This window comes from Actinoplanes sp. NPDC049265 (genome assembly GCF_043197135.1).
Lineage (GTDB): Bacteria > Actinomycetota > Actinomycetes > Mycobacteriales > Micromonosporaceae > Actinoplanes.
The window spans coordinates 61,610-82,405 of sequence record NZ_JBICSP010000008.1; the positions used below are offsets into that span (position 1 = coordinate 61,610).

A 20,796-nucleotide genomic window follows, 5' to 3' on the forward strand; every position below is an offset into this window, starting at 1 on the left:
ATCACCATCGGACCATCGCGGCCAGCGGGTTCTCGACGGCGTCGGCCACGGCGCGCATGAAGCCGGCCGCGATGCCGCCGTCGCACACCCGGTGGTCGAAGACGAACGACATCTGGGTGATCTTGCGGGGGACGATCTGGCCGTCGACCACCCAGGGGCGGTCGATGATGCGCCCGAAGCCAAGGATCGCCACCTGCGGGTGGTTGATGATCGCGGCGCTGCCGTCGACGTTGAAGCCGCCGTAGTTGTTGAGCGTGAACGTGCCGGACTGGTCGATCGGGCGGCCCTCCCGGGCGTCCGTGGTCACCCGGCGGATCTGCTCGTCCAGGGCGGTCACGCTCATCGTCTCGGCGTGGGCCACCGCCGGCACGAGCAGGCCGCGCGGGGTCTGCGCGGCCAGGCCCAGGTTGACGTGGTCGTGCTGGACGATCTCCTGGCGTGCGGTGTCGAGGCTGCTGTTCAGCACCGGGTATCGCTTCAGCGCCTCGACGGTGAAGCGGGCCAGGTAGGCCAGGATCCCGGGGCCGGGGCGGACCTGCTCGCGGAGGTTCCACAGCTCCGTCGCGTCCACGTCGACCCAGACGGTCGCCTCGGGGATCTCGGTCCGGCTGCGGGTCAGGGCGGCGCTCACGGCCTTGCGGAAGCCGGTCAGCGGGATGCGGTTGCCGGTCGGTGGCGCGGTCAGGGCCTGTACGACGTCGGCCCGCAGGATCAGGCCGTCGGGGCCGGAGCCGGCGATGGTGGCCACGTCGACGCCGCGCTCGCGGGCCAGCTTGCGTACCAGCGGAGAACTGACCTTGGGCGCGAGGCCGGGTGCGGTGACGGTGACACGGGTACGCGGCTTCCGGCGCCGCCCCCGGCCCGAGGAGTCGGTGGTCCCGTATCCGACGAGGACGTTGCCGGAGCCGGCCTGTTCCTCCTCCCGGTACGACGATGCCGGCGACGGCGATGCCGGGGATGCCGATGCCGGGGATGCCGGGGATGACGATGCCGGTTCGACCGAGAACAGCGGCTTGCCGACATCCAGCGTCTGCCCCTCGGAGCCGTGCAGGGTGCAGACCCGGCCGGCGTACGGGCTGGGCAGCTCGATCACCGACTTGGCCGTCTCCACCTCGACCACCGCCTGGTCCACGGCCACCACATCGCCCTCGGACACCAGCCAGCGCACGATCTCCGCCTCGGTCAGGCCCTCGCCGAGGTCGGGCAGCAGGAACGTGTTCATGCCGCGTACTCCCACTGCAGCGAGTCGACCGCGTCCAGCACCCGGTCCACCCCGGGCAGCTGCAGGTGCTCCAGCTTCGGCGGCGGGAACGGGATGTCGAAGCCGGTCACCCGGCGGATCGGCGCGGCCAGCGAGTGGAAGCACCGCTCGGTCACCCGGGCCACGATCTCGGAGGAGACGCTGGCGAACCCGGTCGCCTCGGCCACCACGACAGCCCGGCCGGTCTTGGACACCGACGCGCACACGGTCTCGTCGTCGAACGGGACGATCGAGCGCAGGTCCACCACCTCGAGGCTGCGGCCCTCCTGCGCGGCGACCGCGGCCGCCTCCAGCGCCACCGGGACCGAGGGCCCGTACGCGATCAGGGTGGCGTCGGTGCCTTCCCGCCGTACCGTCGCCTGACCGATCGCCGCGGTGGCCGACCCGAGCGTCACCTCCTCCTTGACGAAGTACAGCTTCTTCGGCTCGAGGAAGACGACCGGGTCGGGGGAGGCGATGGCCGCGCGCAGCAGGGCGTACGCGTCGGAGGGGTTCGACGGCGCGACCACATGCAGGCCGGGGGTGTGCGCGTAGTACGCCTCGGACGAGTCGCAGTGGTGTTCGACGCCGCCGATGCCGCCCGCGTACGGCACCCGGATGACCATCGGCAGCGCAACCCGGCCGCGGGTCCGGTTGCGCATCTTGGCCACGTGCGAGATCACCTGCTCGAAGGCCGGGTACGCGAACGCGTCGAACTGCATCTCGACGACCGGCCGCATCCCGTTCATGGCCAGTCCGACCGCCATTCCGACGATCCCGGCCTCGGCCAGCGGCGTGTCGAAGCAGCGCTGCTCGCCGAACGCGGCGGTCAGCCCGTCGGTGATCCGGAAGACGCCCCCGAGCGGTCCAACGTCCTCGCCGAACATCAGCACCGCGCCGTCGTCGGCCATCGCGTCGTGCAGCGCCCGGTTGAGCGCCTGCGCCATGGACAGCTTCTCGTGGGTCATGACGTCTCCCGGGCCAGTTCGTCGAGCAGGAGCGCTTGCTGTTCACGCAGCTGCGGGGTGGGCGTGGCGTAGACGTGCGCGAAGAGATCCTCGGGCTCCGGCGTCACGTCCCGGTTGATGCCGTCCCGGGTGTGCGCGGCCAGCTGCTCGGCCCGCTCGGCGAACGATGCCTCGGCGGCGTCGGTGAGAAGATCACGATTCTTGAGGTACGCCGAGAGCCGCGTGATCGGGTCACGGCCGACCCAGGCGGCCACCTCGTCGTCGGTGCGGTACCGTGCGGCGTCGTCGGCGTTGGTGTGCGCCTGCATCCGGTAGGTGTGCGCCTCGATCAGCTGTGGCCCCTCGCCGGCCCGGGCCCGGGCCACGGCCGCCCCGAGGACGGCCAGCAGCGCCGCCACGTCGTTGCCGTCGACCCGGATGCCCGGCATCCCGTACCCGACGCCCTTGTGAGCCAGCGACGGCGCGGCACTCTGCCGGGCCAGTGGCACCGAGATCGCGTATTCGTTGTTCTGCACGAAGAACACCACCGGCGCCTTGAACACGGCGGCGAAGTTGAGCGCCTCGTGGAAGTCGCCCTCGCTGGTGCCACCGTCGCCGCACAGCGCCATCACCACGGTCGGCTCGCCGCGCAGGGTGGCCGCGTGGGCCACACCGACCGCGTGTGGCAGCTGGGTCGCCAGGGGCGTGGACTGGGGTGCGACGTGGTGCTCGTACGGGTCGTAGCCGGAGTGCCAGTCGCCCTTGAGCAGGGTGAGCACCTCGACCGGGTCGACGCCGCGGGTCGCCGCGGCCACCGTGTCGCGGTAGGTCGGGAAGAGCCAGTCGCCGTCGGAGAGCACCTGGGCGGCGGCCACCTGGCAGGCCTCCTGGCCGTGCGAGGAGGGGTAGACGGCGAGGCGGCCCTGGCGGACCAGGGCGTACGCCTGGTCGTTGAGCCGGCGCCCGGTCACCAGCGCGGCGTACGCCCGCACCAGCGCGTCGTCCGGCGGCATCGTGACGGTCGCGAGCCCGGTCGGCTCACCCGCCGCGTCGATCAGCTGCACCGGCTCCCTGGCGGGCAGCAGGTGGTCCACGTCACGTGTCATGCCTCATGGTCTCCCCGGTGCCATATGAACACCAGACCTGCTAGAAAGGCGAGAAGATGTCGCTGGAGCAGGGCGTTCACGTGTCCGATCGTCCACCTGAACGAGGGTTTGGAAAGGTGTGGTGAGACAGATGGCAGCCGAACTCGACGACACCGACCGGCGGATCCTCGACGAGCTGACCGCCGACGGGCGGATGTCTATGCGTACGCTGGCCGAACGCCTGCACATCTCGCGGGCCAACGCGTACGCCCGGGTCGAGCGCCTCCAGCAGTCCGGGGTGATCCGCGGCTTCACCGCCGACATCGACCCCGCCGCGGCCGGCCTCGGCACCTCGGCCTACGTCACGGTCAACCTGCGCCAGCACGACTGGCGAGAGGTGCGGGCCCAGCTCCTGCGGCTCGACGGGGTCGCGCACATCGGCCTGCTGGGCGGCGAGTTCGACGTGATCCTGCTGGTCCGGGCCCGGGACAACGCCGACCTGCGCCGCCTGGTGCTGGACGAGATCCAGGGCATGCCCGGCGTGCTCAACACGCGTACCCATCTGGTGTTCGAGGAACCGCGCCCCACCATGGGGTTCGGCCGCTCCCGGACCCCGCCGGCCGAGCGGTAGATTGCCGCGGTGACCGAGCGGCGAGCGGTGATCATCGGCAACAGCGACGGCATCGGGCTGGCCCTGACCCGCCGCCTGCGCGACGACGGCTGGACCGTCACCGGGGTGTCCCGCAGCCCCGGCGAGCTCACCGACGTGGTCGCCGACGTCACTGATCCCGCCTACCCCGCCCGGCTCGCCGACGCGGTCCGCGACGGCGTCGACCTGTGCGTCTACGCCGCCGGCACCGGTGAACTGCTCGACCTGACCGGCCTGGCCGCACAGACCCGGGCCCTGGAGGTGAACCTGGTCGGCGCCGCCCGCACCCTCGAGGTCGTGCTCCCCGGCATGATCGCGGCCGGCCGTGGTCACGTCGTCGGCCTGTCCAGCCTGGCCGACGCCGCGCCCAACCCCGCCGCCCCCGGTTACGCCGCCTCGAAGGCCGGCCTGACCAGCTACCTGCTCGGCCTGCGCGCCGCCGTCCGCCGGCACGGGGTGGCGGTCAGCGTGATCCGCTTCGGCTTCGTCGACACCAAGATGGCCAAGTCACCGGTCAAGCCGATGATGATCACCGTCGACCGCGCGGTCGACGTGGTGCTTCGCGCACTGCGTACCCGCGCCGCCGTTATCTCCCACCCCCGCAGCGTCGCCGCCGTCGCGACCGTGACCGCCCCGCTGGTCCGCGCCACCACCCGCCGATGAGCCTCCGCGACCCTGAGGCGACCCTGATGCGCGGGCCGGTCATCCTTGAGGTCGTGCGATTCATTCTGAACGTGTTGTGGTTCATCTTCGGGAGTGGGTTCCTGCTGGCCATCGGGTACGGGGTGGCCGCGCTGATCTGTTTCCTGCTGGTCGTCACCATCCCGTTCGGGGTGGCGGCGGGCCGGCTCGCGATCTATTCGCTGTGGCCGTTCGGGCGGACCGTGGTGCCCAAGCCGGGCGCGGGCGTCGGCTCCGGCCTGGCCAACATCCTCTGGGTCGTGCTGGCCGGCTGGTGGCTGGCGCTGGCCCACATCGTCACCGGCATCGCCCAGTGCGTCACCATCATCGGAATCCCGTTCGGCATCGCGAACTTCAAGCTCGTTCCGGTCGCCTTCTGGCCGCTGGGCCAGGAGATCGTCGACGTCGACGACCTGAACCGGCGGGTGGCTGCCTGACGGTCCGGGCGGCTGCCTGACAGTCCGGGCGGCTGCCTGACAGTCCGGGCGGCTGCCTGACAGTCCGGGCGGCCGCGGCGTGGTCGCCGCGGCCGCACCGGCCGGGCTCAGGTGGGCTGTCGGCGCATGGCCAGGCGGGTCAGCTGGACCCGCGAGTTGATGCCCAGCTTGGCGAAGACCGCGCGCAGGTGGGTGCTGACCGTGCTCGGGGACAGGTGCAGGGCCGTGGCGGCCGACCGGTTGGTGTGGCCGTTGGAAATCAGGGTGGCCACCCGCTGCTCCATCGCGGTCAGTGCGGCCCACGCGTCGTCCGGCCGCGGCGCCTCGGCGTCGAGCAGGCGATTGAGCTCCTCGTCCATCGTGGACAGCTCGGGGCCGCAGAGGTCGAGCCCGCTGTCGCGCAGGGTGCGCCGGGCGGACGGCGTGAGGTCGTCGTGCACCGCCCGGCGCAGCATCTCGTGCCGGAAGGACACGCCGTCGTCTCCGTCGGCCAGCAGCCCCAGCGCGATCGCCTCGCCGAGCGGCCCGATCAGGTCGACCGGCTGTTCGCCCAGCAGCAGCGCGACGTCGTCGAGCCGGATCGCCGCGCCGAGCGGGGCGACCAGTCCGGTCGGTTGCTCGCCGGCGAGGAGCACCGACGCGGCCGAGACGAGCGCCCGGCACCGGTCCGAGGAGCCGGCCAGCCGCCGCCGCACGTCAGTGCGCAGACCCGCCTCGTCGTCACCGATCACCCGCACGGCCAGGTAGGGCAGGCCGCCGAGTCCGGCCAGCCGGGTCCGCAGCGCGGCGTCGGGCCGGTGGCCGAGCCGGTCGGCGGCGATCTCGATGAGCGTGTCCGGGCTCAGTGGGCCGAGGTCGAGCCGCCGAACCGCCCCATCACCGGGCGAGGCCGAGGTCGCCCCTCCGCCGCCGGCTGGGGTTACAGCCGGGCCCGAGCCGCCGATCAGCCAGCGCACCGGCGCACCGGCCAGCCGGGCCGGCAAGGTGCGCAGCAGGAAGGCGCTCAGCGGATCGGCCCAGCGCACGTCGTCCACGGCGATCAGCGCCGGCGCCTTGGCCGCCAGCACCGAGGCCAGCCGCTCGGCCAGCCACAGTGGCTTGTCCTGCAGATCGGCGAGGCTGTGGAAGGCGTCCGCCGACATCAGCGGGCGCAGGGCCGGTGCGAGCGTGGCGAGAGGAGCGATCGCGTCATCCGGCCGGGCGGCGGCGTAGGACGCGTACCCGTCGCCGGAAGCGTGCGCCACCTCGGCCCGCAGCAGAGCGGTCCGGCCGATCCCGGGCTCGCCGCCGACCACGACGACACCGCGCCCGGCGCGGCGGAGCACGGCCTGCTCCGCGGCCCGTCCCCGAAGTCTTGTGTGTGTCACTTCGCTTACTACGTAACAGAAATCGTACGGTTCAAATCATGAGCGACGACGAGAACGTCTGGCTGCGCCGGATAGCGGCGAACCCGGGTCACTCGCGGTGGTACGTCGACCGGTTCCGCACGATGGCCGAGCGGGGTGCCGACCTTGCCGGCGAGGCACGGCTGATCGACGCCATGGCCCCGCGCGGCGCCTCGATCCTGGACGCCGGCTGCGGCACCGGCCGAGTCGGCGGGCGGCTGGTCGCGGCCGGGCACCGGGTGGTCGGCGTCGACCTGGACCCGACGCTGATCGAGGCGGCCCAGGCCGACTTCCCGGGCGGTGACTGGCGGGTCGGCGACCTGGCCGATCTGGGCCTGCGCGAGCGGTTCGACGTGGTGGTGTGCGCGGGCAACGTGATGGCGTTCGCCGCGCCGTCGACCCGGCGCGAGATCCTGCGGCGCTTCGGTACGCACCTGAATCCCGGCGGCCGCGCGGTGATCGGCTACGGCGCCGGCCGCGGCTACGAGTTCGACGACTTCCGCACCGACGCCGCGGCGGCCGGTCTGACCGAGGACATGCTGCTCGCCACCTGGGACCTACGCCCGTTCACCCCGTCGGCCGACTTCGTCGTCGCCATGCTGTCCTCGTCGGACACGGCGGGTTAGGCGGCGCCGCGCAGGAGGCGGTCGCGCAGGGCCCGGACGGCGGCCGTCTGTGCCTGAGAAGTCAGGTCGAGGGCTTCCCGCCAGGCCCGGTCGGCGCCGGAACGATCGCCGGTGGCGGCCAGCGTGTCGCCGATCATGGTCAGGACCTCGGCGGTCACCGTCGGCGCGGACGCGGCCCGGAACGACGCGACGGCCTTGCGCCACGCGCGTACCGCCTCGGCGGGCCGGCGCCGGGCCTCCTGGACCTGGCCGATCACCATCCACGCGTCGCCCAGCCCGAAGGCGTCGCCGTGCCGGTCCATGTCGTGGCGGGCCCGCTCGGCCAGCTCCAGCGCCTCGTCCAGCCGGCCCAGCGCGACCAGACTGTCGGCCCGGGTGGTCAGCGCGTCGGCGACCTGAAGCCGGTCGCCGATCGCCTCCGCCTCGCGGGTGCTCTCCTCCAGCACGGCCAGAGCTTCCTCGTGGCGGCCGCAGTTGCGCAGCACCATGCCCTGGTTGATGCCGACCCGGGACAGCTCGGAGGGCGAATCGAGCTGGGCCAGCAGCTCCCGGGCCTGGGCCAGCTGACCCAGCGCCTGCTCGGATTCCTGCAGAAAATACAGCGCACCGGCCAGGCTGCGGCGCATCCGGGCCTCGCCGTAGCGGTCGCCGGCCCGGATGGCGGCGGCCAGGGCCAGGCGCGCGGCGGCGGCCCAGTCCAGGGCGCGGCCGCTGCGGTCGAAGTAGGGCTGCAGGCCGATCACCAGCAGCCAGGCCGGCCCGTGCCGGTCGTCCGCGGCGGCCCGCCCGACCAGCGCGAGCAGCACCTCCCGTTCGGTGTCGAACCAGTCCCGGGCGGTGTCGCGATCGGCGCCGTCGAGCGGCGTCTCGCCCGCCTTGGGCAGGTCGAGCGGCTCGAGCAGGAAGTCCCAGCGGGCCAGCACCCGGTGACCGGCCAGGATGGTGTCGCGGTAGAAGGCGGCGATGCGGCCGGCCGCGGCGGTGCGTTCGGTCTCGGTGTCGGCCGCTTCGGAGAGCTCACTCGCGTACGCCCGCAGCAGATCGTGCATCAGGAAGCGCCCGGGCCGGTGCTCGGCCACCAGGCCGGCCCGGTCGAGCTCGCCGAGCAGGGCCCGCCCCTCGCGCAACGGCACCCCGGCCAGCGCCGCCGCGGCCGTCGCGGACAGGTCCGGTCCCGGATGCTCGGGCAGCAGCCGGAACAGCCGCGCCGCCGGTTCGGTCAGCGACCGGTACGACCAGGAGAACACCGCGCGCAGGTCGGTGTCCGTACCCTCCTCGCCGAATCCGTCCAGGCTGCCCTGGGCCTCGGCCAGCTCGGCGGCGATCGCGGCCAGCGGGGTGTCCGGCCGGTTGGCCGCCCGGGCGCAGACGACGGCCAGGGCCAGCGGCAGGCGCCCGCAGGCGGCGAGGATGTCACCGACCGCGCCGGGTTCCCGGGTGGCCCGCCGGCCCAGCCGGTGCCGGAGGCCTTCGCGCGCCTCGGCCACGTCGGGTGGCGTGAGCCTGATCGGGTGCGCGCCGAACCCGGTGACCAGCCCGGTCAGCCGGCTGCGGCTGTTGGCCACGACCAGGCAGCCGGGCGTACCGGGCAGAAGATTGCGGACCTGGTCGGCGTCGCGGCAGTTGTCCAGCACGATCAGCAGCCGCCGGCCGGCCACCGTGCTGCGGAACATGCCGGCCTGGGCGTGCAGCTCGGCCGGCACCCGGTCCTGCGGCACGCCCAGCGAGCCGAGGAAGCCCCGCAACGCCTCGGCCGGGGTCATCGCCGGGCCGTGGCCGTCGTAGCCGCGCAGGTCGACGTAGAGCTGGCCGTCCGGGTAGTGCCCGGCGACCGTGTGGGCCAGGTGCACCGACAGTGCCGTTTTGCCGACGCCGGGCATCCCGTCGATGGCGAGCACGCCGCCGCCCCGCTCGGCCATGCGCCGCGCCTCGGCCAGCGGCTCGGCCCGGCCGGTGAAGAACGGCAGGTCCGGGGGGAGCTGGGCCGGGGTGGTCGGGTCGGGCCGGGGCGCGGGCGATGAGGGGGGTACGGCCGGAGCGCGCTGCTCGAACCGCTGGTGCAGGAGCCGGTCGTACGCCTCGCGCAACTCGGCCCCGGGGCCGACGCCGAGCTCTTCGGCCAGCCGGGCCCGGACCTCCCGGTACCGGTCCAGCGCCTCGGCCTGCCGACCGCTGGCGGCCAGCGCGACCAGCAGCCGGCTCTGCAGTCCCTCGTCCAGCGGGTGCTCGTCGGCGGCCTGCCGCAGCGGGATCAGCACCGCCCCGGTGCCGCCACCGGCCGCCGCGGTGTTTCCCCCAGCCGCGGCCGCGTCGGCGGCGACCCGGACCGCCCGCACATGCTCGGCCTCCAGCACGGTGAACGCCGGATGTTCGAGCGAGACCGGTTCGAGCCCGGCCGCGCAGCGCCCCCGCCACTGTCGCAGCGCCGCCAGCGACCGGCGCAGCGCCTGGTCGGCGTCGCCGGCCTCCAGCGCCGTCCGGGCCTGAGCCGCCGCCTCACGGAAGGCGAGCAGGTCGAGCGTGTCCGCGCTGACCCGGAGCCGGTACCCGGCGCCCTCCCGGTGCAGGTAGCGGCCACCGGACCGGGGCGGCAGGCCGGGTTCGAGGATCCGCCGCAGGCTGCCGATCTGGCGGTGCACCGCGTTGGCGGCGCTGGCCGGCGCGTCGGCCGGCCACAGCATGGCGATCAGCTCGGTCATCGTGACCAGGGTGCCGGCCCGGGCCAGCAACAGGGCCAGGACCAGGCGCTGCTGCCGAGGTCCGAGGTTCAGCTCCTGCTCGTCGCCGGCCGGGCCGACCCGGGTGACGCGGACCGGGCCGAGCAGCGCGAAGCGGATCGATGCCGGGTCGTCGGGCGCCATGTCACCACGCTAAACCGATGCATCTTCCACGGACGGGTGCCGGGCCACAGCTTGCCCTAACTCACGTCGTGCGGGGTGCGCTCGCCCCGGTGGCCGGCCACCGCCCGCGGCGCCGCGGGCCGGAACCGGTCGACCGCCCGGCCGTGCGGTACACGCGGAACCGGGCGAGACCGGCACTCATGGGCAGACGGTCCAGCTCGGTGGTGAACGCGTCCGAACACACAGGACTGTCGCATGTGAGGAGCGAACGAACTGCGCTCAGCGTAAAGGGGCGTACGGGTCCCCGTACTCCCGCAGTGCGGCCCGGCTGTGCACCTGCTGCAACGTGCTCACCCGCTCGGACCGGCCCCGGCCCAGGAAACTGACCGCCCAGTGCAGCACCGCGGTCACCCGGTTCTTGAACCCGACCAGGTAGAACAGGTGCACGGCGAGCCAGACGACCCAGGCCGGGAAGCCGGAGAGCCGCACCCCGCCGATGTCGGCGACCGCGTTGAAACGCGAGATCACCGCCATGTTGCCCTTGTCGAAGTAGTGGAACGGCTGCCCGTCCGGCTTACCGGCGAGACGGCGCAGGATCTGCCGGGCCGCGTGCCGGCCGCTCTGGATCGCCACCTGGGCGACGCCGGGGAGTTGCCGCCCGTCCTTGCCGGGCAGCGCCATCAGATCGCCGACCACGAAGATCTCCGGATGTCCGGGCAGCGTCGCGTCCGGGCGTACGTGCACCCGGCCGGCCCGGTCGGTGGTCGCGCCGGTCGCCTCGGCCAGCCGCTTGACCAGCGGCGACGCGGCCACGCCGGCCGCCCAGACCTTGGTCATGGCCTCGATCCGCTCGTGCCCGCGGACGGTCTCGACGTCGACGCCGGACTCGTCCACCCCGACCACCTTGGTGTCCAGCTCGACCTCGACGCCGAGCAGGTGCAGCCGGCGCAGGGTGGCCGTGGACAGCCGCTCGTCGAAGGTGTTGAGCACGTGCCCGACCGCGTCGACCAGCACGATCCGGGCCCGGTGGGGGTCGATGTGCCGGTACTGGCCGGGCAGGGTGCGGTGGGCGAGCTCGGCGATCTGGCCGGCCATCTCGGTGCCGGTGGCGCCCGCGCCGACGATGACGAAGGTCATCCAGCGCTCGCGGGCGGCCTCGTCGGTCTGCACGTCGGCGATCTCGAACGCGTTGAAGATCCGGGCCCGCAGCTCGAGGGCGTCGTCCACACTCTTCATGCCCGGGGCGTGCAGGGCGAACTCGTCCCGCCCGAAGTACGACTGCGACGAGCCGGCCGCCACGATCAGCGTGTCGTACGGGACCGTGTAGCTGACGCCGGGCCCGTTGACCAGGACCAGCTTGGCGTCCACGTCGACGTCCTCGACCCAGCCCAGCCGTACGTCGACGTTCTCCTGCCGCTTGAGCACCTCACGGATCGGCGGCGCGACCTCGCCCTCGCTGAGGATGCCGGTCGCGACCTGATAGAGCAGGGGCTGGAACAGGTGGTAGGTGGTGCCGTTGACGATCGTCACCTGGACGTCGGCCCGGCGCAGCGCCTTGGCCGCGAACAGTCCCCCGAAACCCGCGCCGACAATGACAACCCGATGCTGTCCCACTGTCATCACTTCCTCATCCGTGTGGTTCAACACCAGGAGGACGAGCGGGCATCGAGCCTTGTGACGCGACCTGCGTCACGTTCAGAACAGGGTCAGCGGCTGGTCCATCGGCTCGGCGTCGGGCAGCGCCGCCAGCTCGGGCACCCGGGCCCGCACCTCGGCGTGGAAGCGGCGGGCCAGCGCCGGGGCGTCGGCGTTGTCCGGCGTATGGATGAAGATCGTCGGGGAGCGGCCCTCGCGCAGCCACGCCACGGCCGCGTCGACCCAGCGCCGCCACCCCTCGACGGTGCGGGCCTGGTCGTCGCGCCCCAGGTAGCGGACGATCGGGGCGGCGGTCAGGGCTCGGGTACGCAGCGGAGTACGCGGCTTCTTGGCCCACGCGTCCCGTTCGGCGGCGCTGGTCGGCGGCGTACGGAAGAACTCGGTCGTGTCGAACGGCACCCACTCGGCCCCCGCCCGGCCCAGCGTTTCCTCCAGCGGCGCACTGTCGGTGAAGAACGCCGGGTCACGCACCTCCACCGCGTACCGTTGGCCGGCCGGCAGCCCCCGCAGAAACCGGTCCAGTGCCGGCAGGTCGCCCGGCGCGAACGACCCCGGCAGCTGGATCCACAGCGCGTGCAGCCGGGACCCGAGCGGCTCGATGGCGTGCAGGAACGCCCGCAGCTCACCCTCGGCGTGCTGCAGCCGCCGGTCGTGCGTGATCGTCCGCGGCAGCTTCACCACGAACCGGAAATCCGCCTCGGTCTGCTCGGCCCAGGTCGTCACGGTCGCCCGGGCCGGCGTGGCGTAGAAGGTGGTGTTCCCCTCGACGGCGTTGCACCAGCTCGCGTACGACCGCAGCTTGTCGCCGTCCGGCATGATCCGCCCCTGCCAGGCCTTGTGGGTCCACTGGGCGCACCCGACGTGCAGTCGCATCCGTCAAATCTAGGTTGTCAGCATCCGGGCCGGCCGCGCGGCCTCGGTTTGCCTACCCGGATCGCGGGTACCAGACCGTCGAGCTCCTTCTTGGGGATTGGGGTGGTACCCGCCGCGCATGCTCCCCCGTGCATGCGCGGCGGGTCCGTGCCGGGCGGCGGTAGGCTCGCGGCATGTCCGACGCCCGTCCGCCGTTTCCGCCGTTCGACGAGACCACCGCGCTGCGCAAGGTGCAGGCCGCCGAGGACGCCTGGAACACCCGGGATCCGCAGCGTGTGGCCCTGGCCTACACCGAGGATTCGGTGTGGCGTAACCGCGATCTGTTCCTGACCGGCCGGTCCGAGATCGTCGCGTTCCTGACCGCCAAGTGGGAGCGCGAGCTCGACTACGCCCTGCGCAAGAGCCTGTGGGCCTTTCACGGCAACCGGATCGCGGTCCGCTTCCAGTACGAGTGGCACGACGCCGCCGGCCAGTGGTTCCGCAGTTACGGCAACGAGAACTGGGAGTTCGCCGACAACGGACTGATGCGCCGCCGCGAGGCCTCGATCAACGACGTGGCCATCGCCGAGTCCGACCGTCGTATCCACGGCCCCCGCCCGGACACCGACCGCGACGACATCCCGCTGCGCTAAGCGGAACGGCCACTGCCACAATCGCCTGCCGTGCCCCTTCGACGCTTTACCGCCGCCGCTCGGCACGGTGTCCGGGCTCCCGTCCGCGCGACGCTGGACGCGGCGGGCCGGCTGACCCGCATGGAACTGGACATGCCGGCGATGTACCCCATCCCGCCGGCCCAGACGTGGACCCTCGAGTTCTCGGCCTACGGCGCGGCCAAGCCGGCCACTGCTCCGCCCGCCGGGCAGATCGGGAGCTGATCCGCGGTCAGGTGCGGGCAGGGAGCCGGACGACGGCGGTGGTGCCGAGCGGCCGGTTCGGGTGCAGGTCGATGGTGCCGTGGTGGCGTTCGACGATCGCCCGGCACAGGGCCAGGCCGAGGCCGTTGCCGGGCGTGCCGGTGTGCCGGGCGTTGTCGCCGCGATAGAGCCGCCGGAACAGGTCGGCGGTGCGGTCGCCGGGCAGTCCGCAGCCGGTGTCGGTGACGACGAGCAGGACGACGCCGTCCTCGCGGGTGACCCGGACCGTGACCGTGGCGTCGTGCGGGCTGAACTTGACCGCGTTGTCGAGCAGGTTGAGCACGACCTGCCGGAGCCGGTCGGCGTCACCGCGGACGACGGCCGCTCCGGTGGCCTCGGTGGCGATGGTGATGCGCCCGGCGGCGGCTTCCCCGCGCAGGTCCGCGACCGCTTCCCCGGCCACGGTGGCCAGGTCGACGTCGGTGTCGGCGAGGGCCCGATGGCCGGTGTCCAGCGCGGTCAGGTCGAGCAGCTGGTCGATCAGCCGCCGCAGCTGGACGCTGTTGCGGTGGACGGCGCCGACGAGTTCGTGGGCGGCCGGGGGCAGACCGGGGGTGTCGGCCAGGAGCTCGCTGTAGGTGGTGATGGAGGTGACGGGGGTACGCAGCTCGTGGCCGGCCAGCGCGACGTACTCCTCGGTGACCGCGGCCAGATGCCGGGCCAGCCCGTCGGCGCGGTGCTGCTGCAGGTGGGCGCCGAGGTTGTCGGCGATGCCGGTGAGTAGGACGGCCAGCCCGGGTTCGGGCTCCTGCGGGTCGTACGAGTAGAACGTCATCACGCCGGTCACCTGCTTGCCCGCCCGGACCGGGACGGCGCCGGCGGCACGGACGCGGGTGCCTTCCCGGACCTGGGTCACGACCGGCGAGCCGGCGGCGTGGATGTCCGGCACCCAGATCAGTTCGCCGTGCTGCCAGCACCGCCCGGCCAGGCCCTCACCGAACGCGAACGAGTCGGGCAGGGGGAGTGGTTGCTCGCCGGCGGCGGTGTAGGTCGCGTCGTGCCGCAGCCGTTCGGTCACCGGGTCGAGCAGCCACAGGCGGACGTACGGCCACCGCAGCTGGTCGCCGACGGCCCGGACGGCGGCCTCGCGGGCGGCGTCGGCGCTGGTCCCGCCGGCCAGGGCCGCGAGGACGGCGTTCTGGCAGGTCTCGTGGACGCGCGCCTCGTGGATGACGGTGACGTCCTCGACGGCGGCGGCCGCACCGATGATCGTGCCGTCGTGGTCGCGGACCGGGTGCGCGTTGACGGTCAGCCAGCGCCGGCTGTCCCGTTGGTCGTTGGCGAGGATCTCGGCGTGCCGTACCGTCTCGCCGGCCAGCGCCCGGATCAGCGGCAGCTCCTCGGTCTGGATCGGCCGGCCGTCGTGGTGCCACAGCGGGACCCGTTCGACCCAGCGGCCGAGCGGCACGGTGGCGTTGTCGTGCCCGAAGAGCTCGCGCATGCGGTCGTTGTAGAAGACGATCCGGCCGTCGCTGTCGCAGGCCACCAGGGCGGAGCCGACGCCGCGCAGCAGCGCTTCGAGGAACTCGGGGTCGTCCACCGGGCCGGCCGTCAGCGGTGGAGGCCGGGCACGGGCCGGGACGGTTCGGCCCGACCGGCGACGGCCACAGTACGCATGCTGACGTTTCCCCCCACGACGCCGAAGGTACCCGACATATCGGGCGTCCGCCGCCGAAACGGGTCAGTCGGTGTCGTCCTTGACCCGGGCCACCAGTTGGGTGGGGTTGACGAAGCGCAGGGCGACGACCAACAGGACCAGCATCATCGACGTGTACATGACCGCCATCGCGTCGACCGACTGCTGGGCCCGGATGCCGGCCGCCGACATCGTGTAATAGAGGGCCACGACCAGGGTCTGTGAGTCGGGACCGGCGGTCAGGAAGGTCAGCTCGAACATGCCGACCGTGCGGACCAGGACCAGCACCGACGCGGCCAGGATGCCGGGGACCAGCAGCGGGGCCAGGACGCGGGTGAAGACCTGATGGGTCCGCGCGCCGCACATGCGCGCCGCGCGCTCGACGGCCGGGTCGACCTGCTCGATGAACGGGGTCATGGTCAGGATCACGAACGGGATGGACGGCACCAGGTTGGCCAGGACCACGCCGGACAGGTGGCCGGCGAAGCCGTACTTGTAGAGCACCGTGGCCAGCGGGATGCCGTAGGTGATCGGCGGCATCAGGATCGGCAGCAGGAACAGCAGGTAGAGCAGGCGGCGGCCGGGGAAGGAACGGCGGGCCAGCACGTACGACGCCGGCAGCCCGACCAGCACCGAGATGGCCACCACCAGCAGGGACACCTCGAGGGTGACGACCAGGACGTCGAGCAGGCCGAACTCGCGCCAGGCGGCTCCGTACCAGTCGGTCGTGAAGCTTTCCGGCAGCCAGCTGTCGAACCACCGCTCGCCGAACGAGCTGACCACCACCGAGCCGATCACGCCGGCCAGGAAGACGAAGAAGAACGCCACCACGCCCCAGACCAGCCAGGCGCCGGGGGTGAGAGTGAGTGCGCGTTTCATCCCTTGCCTCCGTAGGACCCGGTGTAGAACAGCGCGCGCAGGCCGAGGACCACGGCCACGACGGCCAGCTCGACCACGCCCATCACCACGGCGATGGCGCTGGCCAGCGGATAGTCGTACACCTCGTAGCCCGCGTGGTAGGCCGCGATGGAGATCACCCGGGTGCTGCCGGCCGGGTCGCCGACCAGCACCGCGGACGGGAAGACACTGAACGCCAGCACGAAGGTCAGACAGAACGTGGTGGCCAGGCCGGGGGCGAGTAGCGGCAGGGTGATCCGCCAGAAGCGTTGCCACCACCCGGCGCCGAGGGTGGCGGCGGCCTTCTCCAGGGTCGGGTCGATGCCGCTCAGGTAGGACAGGATCAGCAGGAAGGCGAACGGGAAACCGGTGATGACCAGCGAGAAGAACACGCCCCAGTAGTTGTTGGTGAGCCGGATCGGGTCGCCGGGCAGGATCCGGTTGAACCAGCCGGTCGGCCCGAGGAAGTTGAGCAGGCCCTCGGCGGTCAGCACGGTGCCCAGCGTGATGGGCACGACCAGCAACGTCGTCATCAGCCGCTTGCCGCGGAACCGGCCCCGCATCCGGTAGGCGATCGGCACCGACGCCGCCACGTTGAGGAACGCCGCCGGCAGCGCCAGCCCGAGGGTGGTCGCGATCGTGTCCCGTTGGTAAGGATCTTCGAAGAAGGTTTTGTACGCCCCCAGCGCGCCCCCGGCCGACGGCTGGAACGACAGCCCCACGCCGTACGCGAAGGGGTAGACGAACAGCACCAGCACACACAGCAGAGCCGGCAGCAGCAGCACGAGTTGCCGGTCGATGCCGCGTTCGGCCAGCCGGTGCCGCAGCGCCGTCATGCCGGGAACACCAGTACCCGGTCGGGGTCGGCGGCCACCGTCACCTGGTCGCCCGGCGCCGGGCGGTCGGCCGTGCGCAGATGCACCGGCACCCCGGCCAGCGTCCGCGCCTCGACCGCGACCTCGCGGCCCTGGTACTCGACGACCTCGACGGTGACCGGCACCCCGCCCGGAGCGACCACGAGATCCTCCGGCCGGACCGCCACCATCACGTCCGATCCCGCCGGCAGCGTGGACTTCGTGGGTAACGAGAGTCCGGATCCTTCGACCGTCCCGGGTGCGGACACCTTCATCGGGAGCAGGTTGCGGTAGCCCATGAAGTCGGCGACGTGCGCGGTGGCCGGCGTGTCGTGCAGCTCGGCCGGGGTGCCGATCTGCTCGACCCGGCCCGCGCGCAGGACGACGAGCCGGTCGGCCAGCGACAGCGCCTCCTCCTGGTCGTGCGTCACGTAGACCGTGGTCAGCCCGAGCGACTGGTGCAGCCGCCGGATCTCGGTCCGCATCTCCAGGCGCAACTTCGCGTCCAGATTGGACAACGGCTCGTCCATCAGCACCAGCGACGGCTCGAGCACCACCGCCCGGGCGATCGCCACCCGCTGCTGCTGGCCGCCGGAGAGCTGCCCCGGCAGTTTTCCCGCGTGTTCTTCCAGGCGTACCAACCGGATCGCCTCGTCCGTGCGGCGACGGACCTCAGCCCGCGGCACCCGCCGCATCCGCAGCCCGAAGGCGATGTTGTTACGCACCGTCAGGTGCGGAAAGAGCGCGTAGCTCTGGAAGACCATGCCGAAGCCGCGGCGTTCCGGCGGCAGCGTGTCGAGGCGCCGGTCGTCCTGCCAGATGCTGCCCCCGGAGAGCGGGAGCAGCCCGGCCAGGCAGTTGAGCGCGGTCGACTTGCCGCAGCCGGACGGCCCGAGCAGCGCGATGAACTCGCCGTGGTCGATGGTCAGGGACAGGTCGGTGAGCGCGTCCTTGCCACCGAACCGACGTGTCACGCCTTTCAGGGAGAGCGAGGTGAAGCTCACTTCTTCACCTTGGCGCCGCCGATCTCCCGGTCCCAGCGGTCGAACGCGGCGACCAGCGCCTTGGCGTCCAGCGGAACCTCGAGCGGATTGCCGGCGATGAGCTTTTCGTACTCGGGCCGGCCGAATTCGGTCAGCGCCTGCCGGCTTTCCGGCGGCGCCATCGGCAGCGTCACGTCCTTGACCGCCGGCCCGGGGTAGAAGTAGCCCTTGTCGTAGGCCTTGGCCTGCTGTTGCGGGGTGAGCATGTCGGCCAGCAGGTTGAGAATGGCGGCCTGCTTGTCGACCGGCACGCCCTTGGGGATGACCGCGTAGTGCGCGTCGGTGACCCAGTGGAAGCCCTGCAGCGTCCCGACGGCGGCCTCCTTGGGCACGGTGCCGAGCACCCGGGGGTTGATGTCCCAGCCGGTGGTGCTGACGATGATCTTCGCCGAGCCGTTGGCCAGGTTCTTCATCGTCTCCGAGGTGGCCGACGGGTAGAGCGTGATGTATTTGTTCAGCTCGGACAGGTAGGTCCAGGTCTTCGACCAGCCGTTGACCGGGTCCTTGGGGTCGCTGTCGGAGAGCAGGTAGGGCAGGCCCATCAGGAAGGTGCGGCCCGGGCCGGAGTTGGATGGCCGGGCGTACTGCACGGCGCCGGGATTGGCCTTGGCGTACGCCAGCAGTTCCTCGGCCGTCTTCGGCGGGTTGGGCACCTTGGCCGGCAGATATTCGATCAGCGGTCCCGACGGGTAGTAGGTGACCGTGACGCCGGCGTCGCCGGCCAGCTTCTGCATGGCGGCCGCGCCCGGCAGGTAGTTGTTCATGCCGGGCAGCCGGGCCGCCCGGTCGGGCACGGTCAGCCACAGGCCCTGGTCGACGCCCGCGGCCAGCCCGTCCACGCCGGTCAGGACCAGGTCGATGTCGACCCGGCCGGCGTTCTGCTGGGCCTTCACCTTGCCGACCAGCTCGGGCGCGGTCGCCTTGGAGTAGGTGACCCGGGTGATCTGGTCGCTGTTGCGCTTGGCGAAGTCGTCGATCATGCCCTGCGTCAGCTGGAGGTTCCCGGCCACGTCGAGGATGTTCAGGGTGATCGCCTTGGGCGGCTTGGCCGGCACTGGCCCGGAGGTGTTCCCGGAACTCGCGCCGGGACTGTCCGGGGCACCGCAGCCGGCGACGACCAGAAGAGCGGCGAGAGCGAGGGTGCGGCTTGGCTTGCGGGTGTCCACGGCCATGACGGCCAGTTTGAAAACGTTTGCAGTCGATGTCAAGGCATCGACCATCTTCGTTTCTGGCGTCCGTCTGGTCGCCCCGGCCGTAGGCTGATCAACGTGGACGGATTACCGGCCTTCGGCGAACGGGACTGGTTGCCCACCGTGGAGGGCCTGCGCGAGCGGCGGCCGCGCCGGGCCGGCCCGGGATCAGCCCGGACGCCGCGCGGTTGCGCTATCCGCCCGGTTGAGCTTGCCGGCGATGGCGCCCAGCTGCTCGACCTCGGCCGGGGTGAGCGCGTCGAAGACCCGGCGGCGGACCTCGGCCACGTGCCCCGGCGCGGCCGCCTCCAGGGTGGACATGCCCAGGTCGGTGAGCACGGCGACCTGGCCGCGTTTGTCGGTCCGGCAGGCCTGCCGGCACACCCAGCCCTTCTGCTCCAGCGCCGCCACCGCGTGCGAGAGGCGGCTGCTGGTCGTGCCGGTACGGCGGGCCAGGTCGGTCATCCGCATGGCCCGGCCCGGTTCGTCGCTGAGCATGGCCAGAATCTGGTAATACGCGTGCGGGATGCCGGCTTCCTCGCGCAGCTGCCGGTCCAGCGAGGTCGGCAGCGTCATCAGCACCTGCACCAGGTTGAGCCAGGTGCCGGCCTCGGCGTCAGTCAACCAGCGCGGCTCGGTCATCACAGTTCCGGTTGAGCAGGTGCGCGTTGACCGCGACGACCCCGGCGCCCAGCGTGGCCAGCTCGACCACCTCGACGCCGTTGGCCCGCAAGGTCTCCAGGCCGGTGCAGTCGGCGAAGATCTCCGGCTCCCGCAGCGCGAAGACCACCCGCCGCAGGCCGGCGTTCAGGATCAGATCGGTGCAGGGGAACGGGCGGGAGCGCCGCATCGTGCACGGTTCGAGCGAGCTGTAGATCGTGGCGCCCTCTTCGACGGCGGACAGTTTGGCCAGCGCGGCCTCTTCGGCGTGGATGTGGTCGTCGCCCTCGGCGGTGTAGCCGGAGGCGAGCAGGGTGCCGTCGGCGCCGACGATGACCGCCCCGACGGCGTAGCGCGCGGGGGAGGGCGGTGAGAGGCGCGACAGGTCGATCGCGGCGGTCAGCCAGTGCCGGTCGTACTCCGATTGCACGATGCTCAGCCTGCCAGGTCGAGGGTGTGGTGGGTGTGGTCGCGCTTGGTGGTCAGGTAACGCACGTTCGACGGCGACACGTGTACGCCGGTCGGCACCTGCTCGTCGACGGCGACGCCGAGCGCGGCGAGCTGGGCTGCCTTGTCCGGGTTGTTGCTGAGCAGCCGGATGCTGGTGACGTCGAGCGCGGCGAGCATCTGGGCGGCGGCGGTGTAGTCGCGCTCGTCCTCGCCGTGCCCCAGGGCCACGTTCGCCTCGTAGGTGTCGAGGCCGGCGTCCTGCAGCGCGTACGCGTCGAGTTTGGCGTAGAGCCCGATGCCGCGCCCTTCCTGGCGCAGGTAGAGCAGGATGCCGCCGGTTCCGGCGATCCGCTCGGCCGCCTCGCGCAGCTGTGGCCCGCAGTCGCAGCGCAGGCTGCCGAAGACGTCGCCGGTCAGGCACTCGCTGTGCGGCCGGACCAGCGGCACCGCGGCCGCGCGCCAGTCGCCGAGCCCGAGGGCCAGGTGCTCCTTGCCGTCGACGAGCCCGTCGAAGGTGAACACTTCGGCGGTGGTGGCGTACCCGTCCGGAAATTCCAGCGGCACCACGACGCGCGTGCGTACCGCGGCCGTGGGGACGGTCAGTGTGTCGGTCATCGTGCGCCCCCGATCCTTGAACTTTCAGCAACAACAGTCGACCCAAGATCCTGAAACTTCAACAAAATCCGCCGGTGTCGCTGATCACACGGCGACTTGCCGCATACTCAACTGATCT

21 protein-coding genes are annotated in these 20,796 nt (G+C 72.2%); 6 read left to right on the forward strand and 15 right to left on the reverse strand.

The window, feature by feature from the left end:
• Position 1: 1 nt before the first annotated feature.
• Genes ACGFIO_RS20460 through pdhA form a run of 3 tightly spaced genes read right to left on the reverse strand, consistent with a single transcriptional unit; the run spans position 2 to position 3,293 of the window.
• Positions 2–1,222, reverse strand: coding sequence for a dihydrolipoamide acetyltransferase family protein (locus ACGFIO_RS20460; protein WP_392827855.1), 1,221 nt, complete (start codon positions 1,220–1,222; stop codon positions 2–4).
• Positions 1,219–2,208 (reverse strand): alpha-ketoacid dehydrogenase subunit beta, encoded by a 990-nt coding sequence (locus tag ACGFIO_RS20465; protein ID WP_392827856.1) that lies wholly within the window; start codon positions 2,206–2,208, stop codon positions 1,219–1,221. The genes ACGFIO_RS20460 and ACGFIO_RS20465 overlap by 4 nt, the downstream gene beginning before the upstream one ends.
• Positions 2,205–3,293 (reverse strand): pyruvate dehydrogenase (acetyl-transferring) E1 component subunit alpha, encoded by a 1,089-nt coding sequence (pdhA, locus tag ACGFIO_RS20470; protein WP_392827857.1) that lies wholly within the window; start codon positions 3,291–3,293, stop codon positions 2,205–2,207. Before pdhA ends, ACGFIO_RS20465 begins: the two co-directional genes overlap by 4 nt.
• 130 nt (positions 3,294–3,423) lie before the next feature.
• Here pdhA and ACGFIO_RS20475 point away from each other — a divergent pair, with 130 nt between their 5' ends.
• Genes ACGFIO_RS20475 through ACGFIO_RS20485 form a run of 3 tightly spaced genes read left to right on the forward strand, consistent with a single transcriptional unit; the run spans position 3,424 to position 5,039 of the window.
• Entirely contained in the window at positions 3,424–3,903 is a 480-nt protein-coding gene (locus ACGFIO_RS20475) for an Lrp/AsnC family transcriptional regulator (RefSeq protein ID WP_392827858.1), read from the forward strand.
• A gap of 9 nt (positions 3,904–3,912) precedes the next feature.
• Entirely contained in the window at positions 3,913–4,584 is a 672-nt protein-coding gene (locus ACGFIO_RS20480; protein ID WP_392827859.1) for an SDR family NAD(P)-dependent oxidoreductase, read from the forward strand.
• 26 nt (positions 4,585–4,610) lie between these two features.
• Complete coding sequence (locus ACGFIO_RS20485) at positions 4,611–5,039, forward strand: YccF domain-containing protein (RefSeq protein ID WP_392828118.1); 429 nt, start codon at positions 4,611–4,613, stop codon at positions 5,037–5,039.
• A gap of 107 nt (positions 5,040–5,146) precedes the next feature.
• Here the strand turns inward: ACGFIO_RS20485 and ACGFIO_RS20490 are convergent, their stop codons facing one another.
• Positions 5,147–6,406 carry a LuxR C-terminal-related transcriptional regulator gene (locus ACGFIO_RS20490; protein ID WP_392827860.1) on the reverse strand — a complete coding sequence of 420 codons (1,260 nt, stop codon included), beginning with the start codon at positions 6,404–6,406 and terminating at the stop codon, positions 5,147–5,149.
• Positions 6,407–6,444: 38 nt separating this feature from the next.
• Here ACGFIO_RS20490 and ACGFIO_RS20495 point away from each other — a divergent pair, with 38 nt between their 5' ends.
• The gene (locus ACGFIO_RS20495) at positions 6,445–7,050 is read left to right on the forward strand and encodes a class I SAM-dependent methyltransferase (protein ID WP_392827861.1); all 606 of its coding nucleotides are present in this window, start codon (positions 6,445–6,447) and stop codon (positions 7,048–7,050) included.
• Here ACGFIO_RS20495 and ACGFIO_RS20500 read toward each other — a convergent pair.
• The 3 genes from ACGFIO_RS20500 to ACGFIO_RS20510 all read right to left on the reverse strand — a co-directional run bounded on the left by ACGFIO_RS20500 (position 7,047) and on the right by ACGFIO_RS20510 (position 12,419).
• Positions 7,047–9,911 (reverse strand): BTAD domain-containing putative transcriptional regulator, encoded by a 2,865-nt coding sequence (locus ACGFIO_RS20500; RefSeq protein ID WP_392827862.1) that lies wholly within the window; start codon positions 9,909–9,911, stop codon positions 7,047–7,049. The two genes, ACGFIO_RS20495 and ACGFIO_RS20500, sit on opposite strands and share 4 nt — an antisense overlap.
• Before the next feature lie 258 nt (positions 9,912–10,169).
• On the reverse strand, positions 10,170–11,510 hold the full coding sequence (locus ACGFIO_RS20505) for an NAD(P)/FAD-dependent oxidoreductase (RefSeq protein WP_392827863.1): 1,341 nt from the start codon (positions 11,508–11,510) through the stop codon (positions 10,170–10,172).
• Between the two features lie 75 nt (positions 11,511–11,585).
• The gene (locus ACGFIO_RS20510; protein WP_392827864.1) at positions 11,586–12,419 is read right to left on the reverse strand and encodes a DUF72 domain-containing protein; all 834 of its coding nucleotides are present in this window, start codon (positions 12,417–12,419) and stop codon (positions 11,586–11,588) included.
• A 173-nt stretch (positions 12,420–12,592) separates the two neighbouring features.
• Here ACGFIO_RS20510 and ACGFIO_RS20515 point away from each other — a divergent pair, with 173 nt between their 5' ends.
• On the forward strand, positions 12,593–13,051 hold the full coding sequence (locus ACGFIO_RS20515) for a DUF1348 family protein (RefSeq protein ID WP_392827865.1): 459 nt from the start codon (positions 12,593–12,595) through the stop codon (positions 13,049–13,051).
• Between the two features lie 30 nt (positions 13,052–13,081).
• Positions 13,082–13,294: a hypothetical protein gene (locus tag ACGFIO_RS20520; RefSeq protein ID WP_392827866.1), complete on the forward strand. Its 213-nt coding sequence runs from the start codon at positions 13,082–13,084 to the stop codon at positions 13,292–13,294.
• 7 nt (positions 13,295–13,301) lie between these two features.
• On the opposite strand, the gene ACGFIO_RS20525 is transcribed toward ACGFIO_RS20520, so the two are convergent.
• From ACGFIO_RS20525 to ribA, 8 genes are all read right to left on the reverse strand, one after another.
• On the reverse strand, positions 13,302–14,873 hold the full coding sequence (locus ACGFIO_RS20525; RefSeq protein WP_392827867.1) for an ATP-binding protein: 1,572 nt from the start codon (positions 14,871–14,873) through the stop codon (positions 13,302–13,304).
• Positions 14,874–15,014: 141 nt separating this feature from the next.
• Positions 15,015–15,848, reverse strand: coding sequence for an ABC transporter permease (locus ACGFIO_RS20530; protein WP_392827868.1), 834 nt, complete (start codon positions 15,846–15,848; stop codon positions 15,015–15,017).
• The gene (locus ACGFIO_RS20535; RefSeq protein WP_392827869.1) at positions 15,845–16,702 is read right to left on the reverse strand and encodes an ABC transporter permease; all 858 of its coding nucleotides are present in this window, start codon (positions 16,700–16,702) and stop codon (positions 15,845–15,847) included. The genes ACGFIO_RS20530 and ACGFIO_RS20535 overlap by 4 nt, the downstream gene beginning before the upstream one ends.
• Positions 16,699–17,724: an ABC transporter ATP-binding protein gene (locus ACGFIO_RS20540; RefSeq protein WP_392827870.1), complete on the reverse strand. Its 1,026-nt coding sequence runs from the start codon at positions 17,722–17,724 to the stop codon at positions 16,699–16,701. Before ACGFIO_RS20540 ends, ACGFIO_RS20535 begins: the two co-directional genes overlap by 4 nt.
• On the reverse strand, positions 17,721–18,935 hold the full coding sequence (locus ACGFIO_RS20545; RefSeq protein ID WP_392827871.1) for an extracellular solute-binding protein: 1,215 nt from the start codon (positions 18,933–18,935) through the stop codon (positions 17,721–17,723). Before ACGFIO_RS20545 ends, ACGFIO_RS20540 begins: the two co-directional genes overlap by 4 nt.
• A 186-nt stretch (positions 18,936–19,121) precedes the next feature.
• The gene (locus ACGFIO_RS20550) at positions 19,122–19,577 is read right to left on the reverse strand and encodes a MarR family winged helix-turn-helix transcriptional regulator (RefSeq protein ID WP_392828119.1); all 456 of its coding nucleotides are present in this window, start codon (positions 19,575–19,577) and stop codon (positions 19,122–19,124) included.
• Positions 19,570–20,046, reverse strand: coding sequence for a deaminase (locus ACGFIO_RS20555; protein ID WP_392828120.1), 477 nt, complete (start codon positions 20,044–20,046; stop codon positions 19,570–19,572). The genes ACGFIO_RS20550 and ACGFIO_RS20555 overlap by 8 nt, the downstream gene beginning before the upstream one ends.
• 2 nt (positions 20,047–20,048) lie before the next feature.
• Complete coding sequence (ribA, locus tag ACGFIO_RS20560; RefSeq protein WP_392827872.1) at positions 20,049–20,678, reverse strand: GTP cyclohydrolase II; 630 nt, start codon at positions 20,676–20,678, stop codon at positions 20,049–20,051.
• Positions 20,679–20,796 lie beyond the last annotated feature (118 nt).

Coding starts and splice junctions, on each gene's coding strand:
- pdhA (WP_392827857.1), bottom strand. CDS start 3,293: ATGACACGTGACGTGGACCACCTGCTGCCCGCCAGGGAGCCGGTGCAG.
- ACGFIO_RS20485 (WP_392828118.1), top strand. CDS start 4,611: ATGCGCGGGCCGGTCATCCTTGAGGTCGTGCGATTCATTCTGAACGTG.
- ACGFIO_RS20535 (WP_392827869.1), bottom strand. CDS start 16,702: ATGACGGCGCTGCGGCACCGGCTGGCCGAACGCGGCATCGACCGGCAA.
- ACGFIO_RS20465 (WP_392827856.1), bottom strand. CDS start 2,208: ATGACCCACGAGAAGCTGTCCATGGCGCAGGCGCTCAACCGGGCGCTG.
- ribA (WP_392827872.1), bottom strand. CDS start 20,678: ATGACCGACACACTGACCGTCCCCACGGCCGCGGTACGCACGCGCGTC.
- ACGFIO_RS20530 (WP_392827868.1), bottom strand. CDS start 15,848: ATGAAACGCGCACTCACTCTCACCCCCGGCGCCTGGCTGGTCTGGGGC.
- ACGFIO_RS20495 (WP_392827861.1), top strand. CDS start 6,445: ATGAGCGACGACGAGAACGTCTGGCTGCGCCGGATAGCGGCGAACCCG.
- ACGFIO_RS20505 (WP_392827863.1), bottom strand. CDS start 11,510: ATGACAGTGGGACAGCATCGGGTTGTCATTGTCGGCGCGGGTTTCGGG.
- ACGFIO_RS20510 (WP_392827864.1), bottom strand. CDS start 12,419: ATGCGACTGCACGTCGGGTGCGCCCAGTGGACCCACAAGGCCTGGCAG.
- ACGFIO_RS20460 (WP_392827855.1), bottom strand. CDS start 1,222: ATGAACACGTTCCTGCTGCCCGACCTCGGCGAGGGCCTGACCGAGGCG.
- ACGFIO_RS20545 (WP_392827871.1), bottom strand. CDS start 18,935: ATGGCCGTGGACACCCGCAAGCCAAGCCGCACCCTCGCTCTCGCCGCT.
- ACGFIO_RS20500 (WP_392827862.1), bottom strand. CDS start 9,911: ATGGCGCCCGACGACCCGGCATCGATCCGCTTCGCGCTGCTCGGCCCG.
- ACGFIO_RS20475 (WP_392827858.1), top strand. CDS start 3,424: ATGGCAGCCGAACTCGACGACACCGACCGGCGGATCCTCGACGAGCTG.
- ACGFIO_RS20515 (WP_392827865.1), top strand. CDS start 12,593: ATGTCCGACGCCCGTCCGCCGTTTCCGCCGTTCGACGAGACCACCGCG.